The organism is Paracoccus caeni (assembly GCF_016629665.1).
Lineage (GTDB): Bacteria > Pseudomonadota > Alphaproteobacteria > Rhodobacterales > Rhodobacteraceae > Paracoccus > Paracoccus caeni.
Map to the genome: position 1 here is coordinate 129121 of NZ_JAEPRQ010000002.1, position 16902 is coordinate 146022.

The 16902-nt window shown below is 61.1% G+C and carries 15 protein-coding genes; 7 read left to right on the forward strand and 8 right to left on the reverse strand.

Translation table 11 applies throughout. The features are described from left to right. Positions 1 to 20: 20 nt before the first annotated feature. Positions 21 to 359: a P-II family nitrogen regulator gene (locus JJJ17_RS07420; protein ID WP_200685069.1), complete on the reverse strand. Its 339-nt coding sequence runs from the start codon at positions 357 to 359 to the stop codon at positions 21 to 23. A 155-nt stretch (positions 360 to 514) separates the two neighbouring features. On the opposite strand from JJJ17_RS07420, the gene JJJ17_RS07425 reads away from it, so the two are divergent. Then, positions 515 to 2068 carry an NAD(P)H-hydrate dehydratase gene (locus JJJ17_RS07425; protein ID WP_200685071.1) on the forward strand — a complete coding sequence of 518 codons (1554 nt, stop codon included), beginning with the start codon at positions 515 to 517 and terminating at the stop codon, positions 2066 to 2068. A 4-nt stretch (positions 2069 to 2072) separates the two neighbouring features. Here JJJ17_RS07425 and nrdF read toward each other — a convergent pair whose 3' ends face one another. The 5 genes from nrdF to JJJ17_RS07450 form a co-directional block, all read right to left on the reverse strand. Beyond that, the gene (gene nrdF / locus JJJ17_RS07430) at positions 2073 to 3050 is read right to left on the reverse strand and encodes a class 1b ribonucleoside-diphosphate reductase subunit beta (RefSeq protein ID WP_200685073.1); all 978 of its coding nucleotides are present in this window, start codon (positions 3048 to 3050) and stop codon (positions 2073 to 2075) included. Positions 3051 to 3267: 217 nt separating this feature from the next. Continuing rightward, positions 3268 to 5391: a class 1b ribonucleoside-diphosphate reductase subunit alpha gene (gene nrdE, locus JJJ17_RS07435; RefSeq protein ID WP_200685075.1), complete on the reverse strand. Its 2124-nt coding sequence runs from the start codon at positions 5389 to 5391 to the stop codon at positions 3268 to 3270. Continuing rightward, the gene (nrdI, locus tag JJJ17_RS07440) at positions 5376 to 5789 is read right to left on the reverse strand and encodes a class Ib ribonucleoside-diphosphate reductase assembly flavoprotein NrdI (protein ID WP_200685077.1); all 414 of its coding nucleotides are present in this window, start codon (positions 5787 to 5789) and stop codon (positions 5376 to 5378) included. The genes nrdE and nrdI overlap by 16 nt, the downstream gene beginning before the upstream one ends. 9 nt (positions 5790 to 5798) lie before the next feature. After that, positions 5799 to 6020, reverse strand: a complete 222-nt coding sequence (gene nrdH, locus JJJ17_RS07445) for a glutaredoxin-like protein NrdH (protein WP_200685078.1) — start codon at positions 6018 to 6020, stop codon at positions 5799 to 5801. A 426-nt stretch (positions 6021 to 6446) separates the two neighbouring features. Next, entirely contained in the window at positions 6447 to 6728 is a 282-nt protein-coding gene (locus JJJ17_RS07450; protein WP_200685079.1) for a hypothetical protein, read from the reverse strand. 167 nt (positions 6729 to 6895) lie between these two features. Here JJJ17_RS07450 and JJJ17_RS07455 point away from each other — a divergent pair, with 167 nt between their 5' ends. The 4 genes from JJJ17_RS07455 (at position 6896) to JJJ17_RS07470 (ending at position 11268) form a co-directional block, all read left to right on the forward strand. Then, positions 6896 to 7462 (forward strand): biotin transporter BioY, encoded by a 567-nt coding sequence (locus JJJ17_RS07455; RefSeq protein WP_200685080.1) that lies wholly within the window; start codon positions 6896 to 6898, stop codon positions 7460 to 7462. Next, entirely contained in the window at positions 7459 to 8427 is a 969-nt protein-coding gene (gene bioB, locus JJJ17_RS07460; protein WP_200685081.1) for a biotin synthase BioB, read from the forward strand. Before JJJ17_RS07455 ends, bioB begins: the two co-directional genes overlap by 4 nt. A 515-nt stretch (positions 8428 to 8942) precedes the next feature. Then, entirely contained in the window at positions 8943 to 10187 is a 1245-nt protein-coding gene (locus JJJ17_RS07465; protein WP_200685082.1) for an aromatic ring-hydroxylating oxygenase subunit alpha, read from the forward strand. Positions 10188 to 10191: 4 nt separating this feature from the next. Beyond that, on the forward strand, positions 10192 to 11268 hold the full coding sequence (locus JJJ17_RS07470; RefSeq protein WP_200685083.1) for a hybrid-cluster NAD(P)-dependent oxidoreductase: 1077 nt from the start codon (positions 10192 to 10194) through the stop codon (positions 11266 to 11268). Between the two features lie 59 nt (positions 11269 to 11327). On the opposite strand, the gene JJJ17_RS07475 is transcribed toward JJJ17_RS07470, so the two are convergent. Then, the gene (locus JJJ17_RS07475; protein ID WP_456152410.1) at positions 11328 to 11723 is read right to left on the reverse strand and encodes a GFA family protein; all 396 of its coding nucleotides are present in this window, start codon (positions 11721 to 11723) and stop codon (positions 11328 to 11330) included. Between the two features lie 62 nt (positions 11724 to 11785). Between JJJ17_RS07475 and uvrA the strand changes: the two genes are divergently transcribed. Together uvrA and JJJ17_RS07485 are read left to right on the forward strand one after the other, a co-directional pair. Continuing rightward, positions 11786 to 14665 (forward strand): excinuclease ABC subunit UvrA, encoded by a 2880-nt coding sequence (gene uvrA / locus JJJ17_RS07480; protein ID WP_200685085.1) that lies wholly within the window; start codon positions 11786 to 11788, stop codon positions 14663 to 14665. Further along, positions 14662 to 15024: a DUF4260 domain-containing protein gene (locus JJJ17_RS07485; protein WP_200685086.1), complete on the forward strand. Its 363-nt coding sequence runs from the start codon at positions 14662 to 14664 to the stop codon at positions 15022 to 15024. The genes uvrA and JJJ17_RS07485 overlap by 4 nt, the downstream gene beginning before the upstream one ends. Positions 15025 to 15190: 166 nt before the next feature. On the opposite strand, the gene JJJ17_RS07490 is transcribed toward JJJ17_RS07485, so the two are convergent. Continuing rightward, on the reverse strand, positions 15191 to 16837 hold the full coding sequence (locus JJJ17_RS07490; RefSeq protein WP_200685087.1) for a flavin monoamine oxidase family protein: 1647 nt from the start codon (positions 16835 to 16837) through the stop codon (positions 15191 to 15193). Between the last annotated feature and the right edge of the window lie 65 nt (positions 16838 to 16902).

A 16902-nucleotide genomic window follows, 5' to 3' on the forward strand; every position in this document is an offset into this window, starting at 1 on the left:
GGGCAACCGCGTCAATCCTTTCAAACCGCGTCGTCGCCGGTCTCGCCGGTACGGATACGGATGGCCTGCTCGACGGGCGAGACGAAGATCTTGCCGTCGCCGATCTTTTCGGTCCGGGCCGAGTTGACGATCGCATCGACCGCAGCATCGACCTGATCGTCAGGCAGCACCATCTCGATTTTCACCTTCGGCAGAAAATCGACAACGTATTCCGCACCGCGGTAAAGCTCGGTATGGCCTTTCTGGCGACCGAACCCCTTGACTTCGGTGACGGAAAGACCCTGCACGCCGACTTCCTGCAGCGCCTCCTTCACATCATCCAGCTTGAACGGCTTGATGATCGCCTCGATCTTTTTCATCGCAAATGATCCTTCCTCGCGGCTTGTCTGAAGCCTGATTGGCGGGTTTCATGGCGCGGGTAAATGAGGCAGCGCATCGTTCAGACCACTCAATCCGGCAACCGGGTGGAACTGCACGAAATTTGTGCAATCAGGGTAAAATATAGGCAGAAGTCATGTTGAAAGGCACGGAAATCCTGAGCTGCGCCCAAATGCGCGCCATCGAATCTGCGGCGATGGCCAGCGGTGAAGTGACGGGACTGGAGCTGATGGAGCGCGCGGGCCGCGCGGTCGCCGGACAGATTCGCCTGCGCTGGCCAAAGCCCGGTCGGGTGACGGTGCTGTGCGGTCCGGGCAATAACGGCGGTGACGGCTATGTGGTGGCGCGGCGGCTGCATCGCGCGGGCTGGCGGGTGCGGGTCTTGGGATTGGAGAACACCCCCGGCCCGGATGCGGCAAAGATGAAGCGGCTCTGGCAAGAGATCGGGCCGATCCTGCCGCTGGAGGCAAACCTCCTGCCGACGGCGCCGGATGATCTGATCGTGGACGCCATCTTCGGTATCGGCCTGACCCGCCCGCCCGAAGATGCCATTGCAGCACTGCTGACCCAACTTGCCGATGTCACCAATCCGCTTGTTGCCATCGATTGCCCAAGCGGCCTTTGCCTCGATAGCGGTCGCTTCCTGTCGCAGATTGCACCTCGGGCCGTGCTGACGATCACTTTCGACAGCCTCAAGACCGGCCATCTGATCGATGCAGGGCTGGAACATTGCGGCAAGGTCATCGTCGCCGATATCGGGCTGAGCCATTGGCGCCGCTATCGGCAGGCGACCCGGCCCGACGGCAAGGATGTCACCCTGCCCCGCCGGATCACAAGCCACCACCTGCGGATAAGCGATCTTGATCCCGACACCATGCAACAGCTTGGCAAGCAGTCCAGCGCGCATAAATTCAGTCACGGTCATGCATTGATCATCTCGGGGATGGCCCCCGGCGCAGCCCGTCTGTCGGCAAGGGCGGCTCTGCGCGTCGGCGCGGGGCTGGTGACGCTATGTCCGGAAGAGCCGCCCCTAGATATCCCGACACCGCCCGATGCGCTGATGCGCCGCTGGCTTGATGAGCCCGAGGATATGGCGCATGCCTTGCAGGACACCCGCGTTACCGCCCTTTGTATTGGCCCCGGCTGCGGCATCGACCGTGCGGCGGCGCTGCTGCCCCCGGCTCTAGCCGCCCGCGGACCCTGCGTGCTGGATGCCGACGCCCTGTCGGCCATCGCCATCGATCCGAACTTGTGGGACGCGCTGCATGATGGCTGCGTCCTGACACCCCACGGCGGGGAATTCGCCCGGCTATTCCCCGACCTCACCAGACGTCTTTCTGACATACCCGCAACCGGTCCCGCTTGGTCGCGCCTTGACGCTGCGCAAGAAGCCGCAGCGCGTTCGGGAACCTGCCTCTTGCTGAAAGGCCGCGACACGATCATCGCCGCGCCATTCGAGCAAGCCCGCATCGTTACATCTCTGGATACGCCTTGGCTTGCCACGGCAGGCGCTGGTGATGTGCTGGCCGGTATCATCACGGGCCTATTGGCCCGCGGCTTCAATCCATTTGACGCCGCCAGCCTTGGCGCGCTGATCCACGCACAGGCAGCGCGCCTCTTCGGGCCCGGCCTGATCGCGGATGACCTGCCGGATATGATCCCGCAGGTCTTTCGTCAGATGGGAGTGTGAGGGATCAGAAATCCCAGTCGTCATCCTCGGTCGCGACAGCCTTGCCGATCACATAGGACGACCCCGAACCGCTGAAGAAGTCGTGGTTTTCACTATCGGGCGACAACGAGGCCATGATCGCCGGGTTCACCTCGCAGACGGCAGGCGGGAACAGCGCCTCATAGCCAAGGTTCTGCAACGCCTTGTTGGCATTGTAATGCAGGAACGCCTTCACATCCTCGGTCAACCCGATGCCGTCATAGAGCTCGGCCGTATATTTCTGCTCGATCTCGTAAAGGTCAAACATCAGCGAGAAGGCGAAATCCTTCAACTCGTCGCGCCGTGCCTCGGTAACCTTCTCCAAACCGCGCTGATATTTGTAGCCGATATAATAGCCGTGAACGGCCTCATCGCGGATGATCAGGCGGATCAGGTCGGCGGTATTGGTCAACTTGGCGCGGCTGGACCAATACATCGGCAGATAGAAGCCCGAATAGAACAGGAAGCTTTCCAGAAACACCGAAGCGATCTTGCGCTTCAGCGGATCGGAAGTGCTCTTGTATTCGTCAAGGATCAGCCGCGCCTTGGCCTGCAGATGCGGGTTCTCTTCGGACCAGCGGAAGGCCTCATCCACCTCTTTGGTCAGACACAAGGTCGAGAAGATCGACGAATAAGACCGCGCGTGAACCGCCTCCATGAAGGAGATATTCGACAACACCGCCTCTTCATGCGGGGTGATCGCATCGGGCATCAACGAGGGCGCGCCGACAGTGTTCTGGATCGTGTCCAGCAGCGTCAGCCCGGTAAAGACGCGGATGGTCAACTGCCGCTCTTCCGGGCGCAAGGTGGCCCAGCTTTGCACATCGTTCGACAGCGGCACCTTTTCCGGCAGCCAGAAGTTCACCGTCAGACGGTTCCAGACCTCAAGGTCCTTCTCGTCATCCAGCCGGTTCCAGTTGATTGCCCGCTGCACCTGCTGCTGCCGCAAAACCTGATCCTTCATCGCCTGTCCCCCGCCGTTTCTTTTTTGAGATGATTGCGCCAGAGCGAATCCGCGCTCGTCCCTAGTAAAGCTAACAAATCTGTGAGTCGATGCAACCATATATGCTAAAACTCAAAAACCTATCCACAAGATATAGAAACACAAAGGGCGACCAATGGCCGCCCTTCTTCTTCACGCAAATATCCTCGGGGGTCCGGGGGCAGACAGCCCCCGGCGCTCACAGCGTGCAGGACACGCAGCCCTGAACCTCGGTTCCTTCCAGCGCCGCCTGACGCAGCCGGATGTAGTAGATCGTCTTGATCCCTTTCTTCCAAGCATAGATCTGCGCGCGGTTGATGTCCCGCGTGGTGGCCTCTGCCGGGAAGAACAGCGTCAGTGACAGACCCTGATCGACATGCTCGGTTGCCGCAGCATAGACATCGATGATCGCCTCGGGGCCGATCTCATAGGCGTCACGGTAATATTCCAGGTTCTCGTTCGACATGAACGCCGCCGGATAATAGACCCGCCCGATCTTGCCTTCCTTGCGGATCTCGATCTTCGAGACGATCGGATGGATCGACGAGGTCGAGTTGTTGATATAGCTGATCGATCCGGTCGGAGGCACCGCCTGAAGGTTGCGGTTATAAAGCCCGTATTCCATCACATCGGCCTTCAGCGCGGCCCAGTCGTCGCGTGTGGGCAGTTCCTTGCCTTCAAACACCCGCACCACATCCTCGGATACCGGCAGCCAGTCCCGCTCGGTATATTTATCGAAGAAGGTGCCATCGGCATATTTCGACTTGTCGAAATCCTTGAAGGTCTTGCCATGCTCGCGGGCCAAGAGGTTCGAGGCGCGCAGCGCATGGAACGCGACGGCGGCGAAATAGACGCTAGTGAACTCCACCGCCTGCGGGCTGTTATAGTGGATATGCTCGCGCGCCAGAAAACCGTGCAGGTTCATCTGGCCAAGGCCCACCGCATGCGCCTCGTCATTGCCGCGCCGGATCGAGGGCACGGCATCGATCGCTGACATCTCGGACACGGCGGTCAGCGCACGGATCGCGGTTTCGATCGAGTTGCCGAAATCCGGGCCGTCCATGGTCGCCGCGACGTTCATCGAGCCAAGGTTGCAGGAAATATCGGTGCCCAGATGCGAGTAGCTCAGATCCTCGCCGAATTCCGAGGCTTCGTTCACCTGCAGGATTTCGCTGCACAGGTTCGACATGGTGATCCGGCCATGCACCGGGTTCGCCTTGTTCACCGTGTCCTCGAACATGATGTAGGGATAGCCCGATTCAAACTGGATCTCGGCGATGGTCTGGAAGAACTCGCGCGCGTTGATCTTTTTCTTCTTGATCCGCTTGTCGTCCACCATCTCGGCATATTTCTCGGTCACCGAGATTTCCGAGAAGGGCACGCCATAGACCTTCTGGATGTCATGGGGCGAGAACAGATACATGTCCTCGTTTTTCTTCGCCAATTCAAAGGTGATATCGGGAATGACCACGCCAAGCGACAGCGTCTTGATGCGGATTTTCTCATCCGCATTTTCGCGCTTGGTGTCGAGGAAGCGGAAGATATCGGGGTGGTGGGCGTTCAGATAGACCGCCCCTGCCCCCTGCCGCGCGCCAAGCTGGTTGGCATAGGAGAAGCTGTCTTCCAGCAGCTTCATCACCGGGATGACGCCGGAGGACTGGTTCTCAATGCCTTTGATCGGCGCACCGGATTCGCGGATATTGGTCAGCATCAGGGCGACACCACCGCCGCGCTTCGACAATTGCAGCGACGAGTTGATGGACCGCCCGATGGATTCCATGTTGTCTTCGACGCGCAGCAGGAAGCACGAGATCAATTCGCCGCGCGATTTCTTGCCCGCATTCAGGAAAGTCGGCGTGGCCGGCTGGAACCGCCCCGACAGGATCTCGTCCATGAACCGCAAAGCCAGCTTTTCATCTCCGCGGGCAAGCGCCAGCGCGACCATGACCACCCGATCCTCGTAGCGTTCAAGATAACGCTGACCGTCGCGGGTCTTCAGCGTATAGCTGGTGTAATATTTGAACGCGCCAAGGAAGGTCGGGAAACGGAATTTCTTGGCATAGGCCGCATCCCAGATCTCGCGCTGGAAGTTCTTGGAATACTGGTCCAGCACCTCGGGCTCGTAATAGCCCTCATCCACCAGATAGCGCAGCTTCTCATCCAGATTATGGAAGAAAACCGTGTTCTGGTTGACGTGTTGCAGGAAATACTGACGCGCGGCCATACGGTCGGCGTCGAAACGGATCCGGCCCTCTGCATCATAGAGGTTCAGCATCGCGTTCAGCGCGTGGTAATCAAGATCGGGCCTCACGGCGTCAAGCATGTCATCCCCCAGAATTCATCAAGGCCGTCGCGAACGCGTTGCAGGTCGGTCGGCGTTCCAGCCAGTTCAAATCGGTACAGGATCGGGATCCTGCATTTCTCGGCGATCACGCGGGCAGCCAGCGCGAAAGTCATGCCGAAATTGCGGTTGCCCGCACCGATGACGCCACGCAAAAGCGCGCGGCGGCCCGGATCATTCAGAAAACGGATAACCTGTTTCGGAACGGCGCCCCGCCCCTCGCCATCCGCGAAGGTCGGACAGACCAGCACGAAAGGCTGGTCCGGGCAGGGCATGTCGTCCTTGGGCGAGATTGGTATCCGCTTGGCCTGTATCTCCAGCCCGGCGACGAACCTTGCGGTGTTGCCTGATGCCGAAGAAAAATAGACCAACCCCGCCACGGTCGCGCCTTAGGACAGACGACCGATCATGTCGGGCCGGAAGCCCGCCCAATGATCTTCACCGGCAATCACCACCGGCGCCTGACGATAGCCAAGCGAGGTGACCCGCTCCATCGCGGCGGCATCTTCCGTCAGGTCGATGACGCTGTAGGAAATGCCACGGGCATCCAGAGCGCGCGTGGTCGCGGTGCACTGAACGCAGGCGGGTTTGGAATAAACGGTGATAGTCATGTCTGTCCTCTGCTCCTGTTTTTTGCGGCGGCGGGGTCGAAAGGGTCCGGTTATGTCGTTTCATCCCGGTATCGCTTTCGCCGGATCCACCGTCCGGTTCTGGTCTCGTCGCCATGACAGGTCTCGGGGCTGTCTCCGGGCCGCGCGTCCGGGCGTCCCATCCCGGTTGCAAGTCTGGCCGATTGATCTGCTTCGAGTTGTGCGGGAGGCAACCGTATCAGGCCGACATCCCCATGCCACAGCCACACTATATAGACACACAGTGACGGCATCCGTCAATATATTGACAAGCTGTAAAAAGCCTGAGTCGGCGACCGCTGCCCGGCGCTAGATCCTGAATTTACTGGTATCCGGGCCACCGGATGCGATTTATCCCCACTTCCGCCCCCAGAAAAATTTCGCCGATCGCGGCGGGCAGGCGAAGCACTAGATATTGCGCCTGACCGAGTCGAATCCATCGGCGATCCTCAGGAACTCGTCGCCCCACCCGTTCACGTTGAATAGGTCCTGCAAAGCGCCAGTCGGCGCGAACAGCAAATCGAGCTTTGACAACGCCGCATGATCGCCGAGACTCGCCGAAGCGGCTAACTCACGCAACTCGGCGATTGCCTGAGGGGCACCTTGCCAGCGCGACCAGAGGAAATCGCAATCAGGCCGAGTCAAATAGCGCAGCGCCTCTGCGATTGGCTCCGTTATTCTGCCGTTCATTGGGCACCTCTCGCCTATTCGCCATCATGACATGAGGGCATTCATAGCATCCAGGGAAAACAAAAACTAAATTATCTATTATTTATCGATTACGATTGTTCTCGCGGCTGCTTTATGGATTCATCAGGCGACAGATTCGCATTTTTATCTATAATATGGAGCCCGCGATGCCCTTCACCCCGCAACTGACCGCCTCTCCCGTCAGATATGCCCGGCAAACCGCTGCCATCGCTTTGGGCGTCGCCCTGATGACGCTGGCCGCGAAGGTGCAGATCCCCTTCTGGCCGGTCCCGATGACGCTGCACACCATGGCGGTGATGGGCTTCGCTGTTCTCCTTGGTCCGCGCATGGCGACGGCGATCTTCGCCGCTTATCTTGCCGCAGGCGCCGCTGGCCTGCCGGTCTTTTCCGGCACACCGGAGCGCGGTATCGGCATTGCCTATATGGTCGGCCCGACCGGCGGCTATCTTCTGGGCTACCTTATTGCCTCGACCCTGACCGGCTGGCTGGCCGCAGGGCGCGGCATCATCGGCCAGATGCTCGCCATGCTGGCCGGGCTGGCCGTCACTTATACCTTGGGCGCGCTGTGGCTTTTGAACTTCGTTCCCGCCGACAAGGTGATCGCCGCAGGGATCGCGCCCTTCCTTCCCGGCGACCTCTTCAAGATCGCCATTGTTGCCCTTGGCACTTCCCTGATCGCGGGCCTCTTTGCACGCCTGAAGGCCCTGCCATGACCAACCGCCACGACTGGACCGTCGCGGAAATCGCCGCGCTGCATGACCTGCCGCTGCTGGAACTGGTCGGTCGCGCCAATGCCACCCATCGGCAGCACCACGACCCGAACCATGTGCAAAAGGCCAGCCTGCTGTCGATCAAGACCGGCGGCTGTCCGGAGAACTGCGCTTATTGCCCGCAATCGGCGCATCACCGCGAGGTCGATCTGACCCGCGACCGGCTGATGGACCCAGAGAAGGTGCTGGGCATGGCCCGCACCGCCCGGGCCGCCGGGGCGGATCGCTTCTGCATGGGCGCGGCATGGCGGCAGGTCCGCGACGGGCGCGACTTCGACGCGGTGATCGAAATGGTTCGCGGCGTGCGCGATCTGGGGATGGAGGCCTGCGTCACGCTGGGCATGCTGAAGCCGCATCAGGCACAGCGTTTGGCCGATGCCGGGCTGACCGCCTATAACCACAATCTTGACACCAGCCCGGAATTTTACGGCAAGATCATCACCACCCGCACCTATCAGGACCGGCTGGACACGCTGGCCACCGTCCGCGCCTACGGGATAGAGCTGTGCTGCGGCGGCATCATCGGCATGGGCGAGACGGTGCGCGACCGCGCCTCGATGCTGCAGGTGCTGGCAGTGATGGACCCGCATCCCGAAAGTGTGCCGATCAACGCGCTGGTCCCGGTCGCGGGCACGCCGCTCGCCGGGCGTCCGGTGATCGACCCGCTGGAACTGGTTCGGATGGTGGCGACGACCCGGCTGGTGATGCCGCAGGCTACGGTGCGGTTGTCGGCGGGCCGCGCCAGCCTGAACCGAGAGGCGCAGATCCTGTGTCTGATCGCAGGCGCAAATTCGATCTTTTATGGCGAGACGCTGCTGACCACGCCGAATGCCGGGATCGGCGATGATGCGGAACTGCTGGCCGCGCTGGCCGCGCCGGTCCGCGACAAGGAAGCGTCGGCGGCCTGACAGAGCAGAGGGCAGTGCACAGCCGCGGTTGGGCACTGCTACCGTCGTTCCTGGCACTTTATCGTGCAAATCCGTCATCGATCTGTGTTGAGCATGACATCACCAAAGTGCCCGCCCGAGCGGGCGGTGGGACACTGCCCGGCGGTGCCTGTCGGCACCTCGATTCCGGGCGGGCACTTCGCAGCATAAAAACGACATCGAACGTCGCCTGCCGCCCGCGCGACACGGCGCGGGAAACCCGTCGTCCAAAACCGACCATCCACAGCCGATCCGTCGCAACCAGACCCCTGCCCCGCGAACGGCTCCAGCAAATGCAGGGCCTTGTTTCCGACCGGCCTCCGCTGGCCAAATCCCCGCTCTCCCCTTGGCAGAATCACCACAGGCCGAACGCAATTTCGCCAGCCCGCGCGGTGATGTCTCAATCAGACATCACGATGTCGCAAATCTGCCGCGTGAAAATCCCGTCAGGTTTAGTCTCTGTCGAAACGCAGCCAGTATCACACCACGGATTCGCCATGTCTCCTAACGTCAATACCGCCAGCCTTCTCGCCGAACGTATCCCCGGCCACGCGCTGCAACGTGATCTCTACTGCAGCCAGCAGACCTTCGACGACGATCTGGAGCAGATCTTCTATCGCGAATGGCTCTATGCGGTTCCCGCCTGCGAGATCCCGAAACCCGGCAATTACTCGACCCTGCAGGTCGGAGCCTATCCGCTGGTCATCGTGCGCGGCAGCGACAACCAGATCCGCGCCTTCCACAACGTCTGCCGCCATCGCGGCCAGCGGCTGTGCTCGAAGGTGACCGGCAGCACCCCGAAACTGGTCTGCCCCTATCACCAGTGGACCTACGATCTGGACGGCAAGCTGATGTATGCCCGGGACATGGGCGAGGGCTTCGATGCCGGTAAATACAAGCTGAAATCGGTCCATTGCGTCAATCTGGGCGGTATGGTCTTCATCTGCCTTGCTCAGGTGCCCCCCGCGATCAGCGATCTTGCCCCGACGCTGATGAAATACCTGACGCCGTCAGGGCTGAACGAGGCAAAGATCGCCCACAGCTCGACCATTGTCGAAAACGGCAACTGGAAGCTGGTGATCGAGAATAACCGCGAATGCTATCACTGCGGCGGCGCCCACCCCTCGCTGTGCCGGACCTATTCCGACAACCCGCGTATGACCGCGATGGACGGCCCCGACAGCGCCAGCCCCGACATCATCGACCACTGGAAGCGCTGCGAAGCCGCTGGTCTGCCCTCGCGCTTCGTCAACCATCCGAAGATGCAATGGCGTCTGGCCCGCATCCCGCTGTTGAACCACGCCGAAAGCTATACGCTCAGCGGCAAAGCGGCGGTGAAGGATCCGGCCAAGCGCATGGGCGCGATGCCGTTCAACGATGCGGGCAGCCTGTTGTTCTTCCACTATCCGAACACCTGGAACCACTTCCTTGCCGATCACGCCATCGTCTTCCGTATCCTGCCGCTGACCCCCACCACCACGCAGGTCACGACGAACTGGCTGGTCCACAAGGACGCGGTCGAGGGCGTGGATTACGATCTGGAAGACCTGACCCATGTCTGGATCCACACCAATGACGAGGACCGTCAGGTGGTCGAGGAAAACCAGGCCGGTATCCTTTCGCCCGCCTACGAGCCCGGACCCTATTCGACCATTCAGGAAGAAGGCGTTCTGCAGTTCATCGACTGGTATTCCGAAACGATGACCGAACGTCTGGCCCCGAAGCCAGTCGCGGCGGAGTGATCTGATGAAGAAGACCCGCGCGAACTGGGCACAAGAGCCCTGGTCCGACGACGAATATCTGGAATGCGCGATGGTGGTGCCCGAGACATCGGACTGCGCCACCTTCACCTTCCGCTCGCCCACGGGGGCCTGGTTCGACTATCAGCCGGGCCAGTTCATCACGCTGGACCTGCCGGTTCCGGGCGGGAATGTGCAGCGCACCTATACGATTTCGTCCTCGCCCTCTCGGCCCTTGTCGATCTCGGTCACGGTCAAGGCGCAGTTCGACAGCCTCGGCACGCGCTGGATGCTGGACCATCTGCGGCCCGGCATGAAGATCAAGGCTTACGGGCCATCGGGGATTTTCTCGTCGCACAAACATCCGGCGAAGAAATACCTGTTCATCTCGGCCGGGTCGGGCATCACGCCGATGATGTCGATGACGACATGGGAATGGGACAGCGGCAATATGCCGGACATCGTCTTCGTCCATGCCGCCAAATCGCCCAGCGAGATCATCTTCCGCCGCAGGCTGGAACAGTTCGCCGACCGCGTCCCCGGCCTGAAGCTGCGCTTCACCGTCGAGGAATCGGACAAGTTCACCGCCTGGTATGGTTATGAGGGTCGTCTCAGCCAGATCATGCTGGGCCTGATGGCGCCCGACTATCTTGAGCGGGAAGTGTTCTGCTGCGGCCCCGAGCCGTTCATGCAGGCCGTGCGCGACATGCTGATCTCGCTCGGCTACGACATGGACCATTACCATCAGGAAAGCTTCGGTGCCCCCGTCAAATCCGAGGCCGAGGCCCCGGTGCTGGACGATGTGGAACTGAGCGACGAGGTGAAGGCGCAGATCAATTTCGCCTCCAGCAACCTTGTCGTCGATTGCCACGAAACCGACACGGTTCTGGCGGTCGCGAAGCGGTCGGGCCTCAACATCCCCTCGGGCTGCACCTTCGGGCTGTGCGGCACCTGCAAGATCAAGAAGATCTCGGGCGATGTTCACATGGTCCATAACGGCGGCATCAGCGATGACGACATCGAGGCAGGCTATATCCTTGCCTGCTGCTCGAACCCGATGGGCAAGATCGCGGTCGAAGTCTGACCGCAAGGCGTGGCCCGTTCACTGCATCGAACGGGCCAGCCACCACTTAGCGCGACTGTCTAGCGCGACGCCCCATCCACATGACGCGGCGACAGCGCCCGCGGATCGACGCCGTCAAGGCAGTTCACATTCACCGCGACCATTTCGGCCCCGTCCCTTTCACCAAAGGCAAAGGCCTCGATCCCGCAGACCGGGCAGAACCGGTGCGAGATCGCCTCTTTGTTGAAGCGATATTCCGTCACCGGCCCGTCCTTCGTTAAGGTGAAGGCGGCCTTCGGCACGAAGGTCAGAACCCAGCCTAGCCGCTGACAGCGGGAACAGTTGCAGGTGACGCTGCTGTCCAGATCGGCATCGACCACGAACGCCACTGATCCGCATTGACAGGATCCCGAATAATGCTGGCTTGCCATGACTACATACCTCCCATTTGGCAAATGTTCGCTTGATGTTCTCATTTCATGGTTGCTTTTTCAACCGGCCTCATTATCTCATGCGCTTGGTCGATAAAGGCACGCCTATGGAACAGAAGTTCATCGAGGTGCGCGGCGCGCGCGAACATAATCTCAAAGGCGTGGATATGGATATCCCGCGCGACAAGCTGGTGGTGATCACCGGCCTGTCGGGTTCGGGCAAATCCTCGCTGGCCTTCGACACGATCTATGCCGAGGGGCAGCGCCGTTATGTCGAAAGCCTGTCCGCCTATGCGCGGCAGTTTCTGGACATGATGGGCAAACCCGATGTCGATCATATCAGCGGCCTGTCCCCCGCGATCAGTATTGAACAGAAGACGACCTCGAAGAACCCCCGCTCAACCGTCGGAACTGTCACGGAAATCTACGATTACCTGCGGCTGCTTTTCGCCCGCGCAGGCACGCCCTACAGCCCCGCCACCGGCCTGCCGATCGAGGCGCAGCAGGTGCAGGACATGGTTGACCGGATCATGGCGATGGAGGATGGCACGCGGGCCTATCTGCTGGCCCCGATCGTTCGCGACCGCAAGGGCGAATACAAGAAAGAATTCATCGAGCTGCGCAAGCAGGGTTTCCAGCGAGTGAAGGTGGACGGGCAGTTTTATGAACTGGACGAGCCGCCGACGCTGGACAAGAAATTCCGCCATGACATCGACGTGGTGGTGGACCGGATCGTCGTCCGCGAAGGGCTGGAGACGCGGCTTGCCGACTCGCTGCGCACCGCGCTGGATCTGGCCGACGGCATCGCCGTGCTGGAAACCGCGAGCAGCGGATCCGGCGACGAGGCCGAGGCGACGGAACCCGAACGCACCACCTTCAGCGAAAATTTCGCCTGCCCGGTCAGCGGCTTCACCATCCCGGAAATCGAGCCGCGCCTGTTCAGCTTCAACGCCCCTTTCGGCGCCTGCCCCGTCTGCGACGGCCTGGGAATGGAGCTGTTCTTCGACGAACGCCTGATCGTCCCCGATGCGGCCCTGTCCATCGACAAGGGTGCCATCGCGCCCTGGGCCAAATCGAAATCCGCCTATCTGACCCAGACGATCAACGCGCTGGCCAAGCATTTCGGCTTCGACAAGAAAACCCCGTGGAAAGACCTGCCCGAACGCATCCAGAAACTGTTCCTTTACGGTTCGGGCGAAGAGCAGATCAAATTCCGCTTTGACGATGCCGGTCGCGTCTATGAGATCAGCCGGGTCTTCGAAGGCGTGATCCCGAATATGGAACGCCGCCTGCGCGAAAGCGATTCGAACTGGGTCCGCGAGGAATTCGAGAAATATCAGAACAACCGCCCTTGCGGCGCCTGTCACGGCTATCGCCTGCGGGACGAGGCGTTGGCGGTCAAGATCGCCAGCAACCATATCGGTCAGGTCACGCAATTGTCGATCCGCGAGGCTTTGGCCTGGGTCGAGGGCGCACCGGCGCAACTGACCAAACAGAAGAACGAAATCGCCGTGGCGATTTTCAAGGAAATCCGCGAACGTCTTGGTTTCCTTGTGAATGTCGGCCTCGACTACCTGACCCTGTCCCGCGCGGCAGGCACGCTGTCGGGCGGCGAAAGCCAGCGGATCAGGCTTGCCAGCCAGATCGGCTCTGGCTTGACCGGAGTGCTTTACGTGCTGGACGAGCCCTCTATCGGCCTGCACCAGCGCGACAATGACCGGCTGCTTTCGACGCTGAAGGGGCTGCGCGATCAGGGCAATTCGGTGATCGTCGTGGAACATGACGAAGACGCCATCCGCCACGCCGATTATGTCTTCGACATGGGCCCCGGCGCGGGCGTTCATGGCGGCACCGTGGTCAGTCGCGGCACCCCCGACGAAATCGCCGCCGACCCGGCCAGCCTGACCGGGCAATATCTGGCAGGCACCCGCGAAATCTCGGTCCCGGCTGAACGCCGCAAGGGCAATGGTAAGAAAGTCACCGTGGTCAAGGCCACCGGCAACAACCTCAAAGATGTCACCGCCGAATTTCCGCTGGGCAAATTCGTCTGCGTCACCGGCGTCTCGGGCGGCGGCAAATCGACGCTGACCATCGAGACCCTGTTCAAGACCGCCTCGATGCGGCTGAACGGCGCGCGCCAGACCCCCGCTCCCTGCGAGACGATCAAGGGGCTGGAGCATCTGGACAAGGTCATCGACATCGACCAGCGCCCAATTGGCCGCACGCCGCGATCAAACCCCGCCACCTATACCGGCGCATTCACCCCGATCCGCGACTGGTTCGCCGGCCTGCCCGAGGCGAAAGCCCGCGGCTACAAACCCGGCCGGTTCAGCTTCAACGTCAAGGGCGGCCGCTGCGAAGCCTGTCAGGGCGACGGCGTCATCAAGATCGAGATGCATTTCCTGCCCGATGTCTATGTCGAATGCGAAACCTGCAAGGGCAAGCGCTACAACCGCGAGACGCTGGAAATTCAGTTCAAAGGCAAGAGCATAGCCGACGTTCTTGATATGACAGTTGAAGATGCGCAGACCTTCTTTTCCGCCGTCCCCTCGATCCGCGAAAAGATGGATGCGCTGATGGAAGTGGGCCTTGGCTATATCAAGGTCGGCCAACAGGCGACGACGCTGTCAGGCGGCGAAGCGCAACGGGTGAAACTGTCCAAAGAACTCAGCCGCCGCGCCACCGGCCGCACGCTTTACATCCTCGACGAGCCGACCACCGGCCTGCATTTCGAAGATGTCCGCAAACTGCTGGAAGTGCTGCACAGCCTTGTCGATCAGGGCAATACCGTCGTGGTGATCGAGCATAATCTGGACGTCATCAAAACCGCCGACTGGATCATCGATATCGGCCCGGAAGGCGGCGACGGCGGTGGCCGGATCATCGCTGCGGGCACGCCCGAGAACGTGGCGAAGATCGAGGAAAGCCATACCGGCCTTTACCTTGGCCCGATGCTGAAACCCGCCCGCACCCACGCCGCCGAATGACCACGATCGGCTGGCAAAGACTTGAAGGCGCGCTGGTCTTCGCCGCCGCCCTGCCCCTCGCAGGCGTCACCCAACCCGGCTGGCCCCTCTGGGTCTGGCCGCTGGCCCTGCTTGCCCCGGACCTGTCGATGCTGGGCTACATCGCCGGTCCGCGCATCGGTGCCGTGATCTACAACGCCGCCCATCTTTACGCGGCTGGCCTACTACTGGCGCTGATCGGGCTACTGGCAGGAATGCCCGCCCTAATCGCGGCGGGCGCGATCTGGCTGGCCCATGTCGGGATCGACCGCGCGCTTGGCTATGGACTCAAAGCCTCCACCAGCTTTCAGGACACCCATCTGGGCCGCATCGGACGCTAAGTCTGATGGTTTAATCCCGCTATTGGCTGGTGCGAGCGGTCTCCAAAGTGGCACAACGCGATATGGGACAGGTGCATTCGCATTTCCGCCATTGCATTTAATGAGTGGATCACTGTCGCTGATCGGCTTAGCAAAACCTATGCCGCGCCTCATCAGCCTTTTCTGCTCAATCCGGCAGCGCAATCGGCCCGAATTCGGGATAAAGATCACCCGGACCCGGATTGGAAACGCTGGTCTTGCCGCCGAGATGGGTCATGATCCCCCAGACCGCGTTCAACCCGGTCTGCACCGCGCCCTCGACCCATGCCGGGGTCCAGCTTACCCCGTCGCCCGCAAGGAACAGCCCGCGCTGATGGCCGGGCATCCGGGCCTGCATGAAATGCCCGTAAATGCGGTGGTTGTAACGGTAGTGGCCCGGTAAAGCGCCCTTGAACGCACCAAGGAAATTCTCGTCGGCCTCCCAACTGACGGCGATTGGTGCGCCGCGGATGTGGCTGGCGATATCGACGCCCGGATAGACCTTCTTCAACGCTTTCAGCGCCAGTTCGACCCGCTTTTCGGGTGACAAAGGCAGCACCTTCAGCGAATCCGTCATCCAGCTATAGGAAAGACAGATCACCCCCGGCTGGTCGTCGCCATTGTCGAAGAAATAGGTGCCGCGCGTCAGCCGGTCAGTCAGGGTCATCGACATGCCGGGACGACCGCTGACAGGATCCTCGTCCTTCCAGAACGGGCGGTCCACCATCACGAAGGTCTTTGAGGCCTGCATATAGCGCGTCCGGTCCAGCGCCATCCACAGCTTCTGCTCGAACAGATCCTCGTCCACATCCATGGCGGTGGTCAGCAGGTGGCTTTGGCAGGTGGCCAGCACGGCGGCATATTCGTCCTGATTGCCCCATTGATCGGTCACGACAAGCGGCCCCTCGCCGTTGCGCGAAATGCCCGTCGCGCGGGACCGCGTGGCCCCGCCGTTCAGACTGGCAAGGCTGGTGCCCTCGGGCCAATGCACGCAGGGCGGCGCGGCCTGCCACAGCCGCCACAGCACATTCGTCACCCCACCGATCACATATTTCTGGTCGTCGTCGAAACCCAGAAGGTTGACCCGCAGGATCTCCAGCATCGAATTGGGGAAATCGCTGTCCCATCCGCCGGTGCCGAAACCGACCTGTCCGAAGACCTCACGGTGGCGGAAGCTCAGCGCCTGAAACGCCTTGGAATGGGTGACGAAATCGTAAAAGGTCCGCTCGTCCCATTCCGAGACCAGCGGGTTCCACAGCGCCTTCACCGCCTCTGCATCCCGCGCGATGATGGCCTGTTGCAGATCGGCGAAACCGGCATGTTGGGACAAAGCGGAATTGTAAGCCTCGGCAATCTCACGATAAAAACCAGGAAGCTCATCCAGGTTGCGGGCGAACAGGGTCTCGCCCTCAAGGTCGATCACGGTCGATCCGGCAGCACCTGTCAGCGGGTTCGGAAACGGCGCGGTCTGGCAGCCGACCAGATCGAGATAATGATAGAACCCCCGCGACGAGGTTGGAAAACGCATGCCGCCAAGCTCTGCAATCACGCCATCGCTGCCCTCGAAGGTGGCCGAGCGCAGACGCCCGCCGAACTTGTCGGATTCGTAAACCACCGGGCGCAGGCCAAGCTTCATCAACTCATAGGCCGCGACGATACCGGACGCCCCTGCCCCGATGATCGCCACCTTTTCGCCGCGCATATCGGCGGGAATCGCGCCCAGCCCGTCCGGGTGGGTGATCCAGTCGTCATAGGCGAAGGTGAAATCCGGTCCAAAGGCGGTCAGGCGCTGCATCTGTCATCTCCTCGGCTGTTCCCGCACAGTGTCAAGCCGCGCCGGATTTGCCAAGGGTCCGCCCG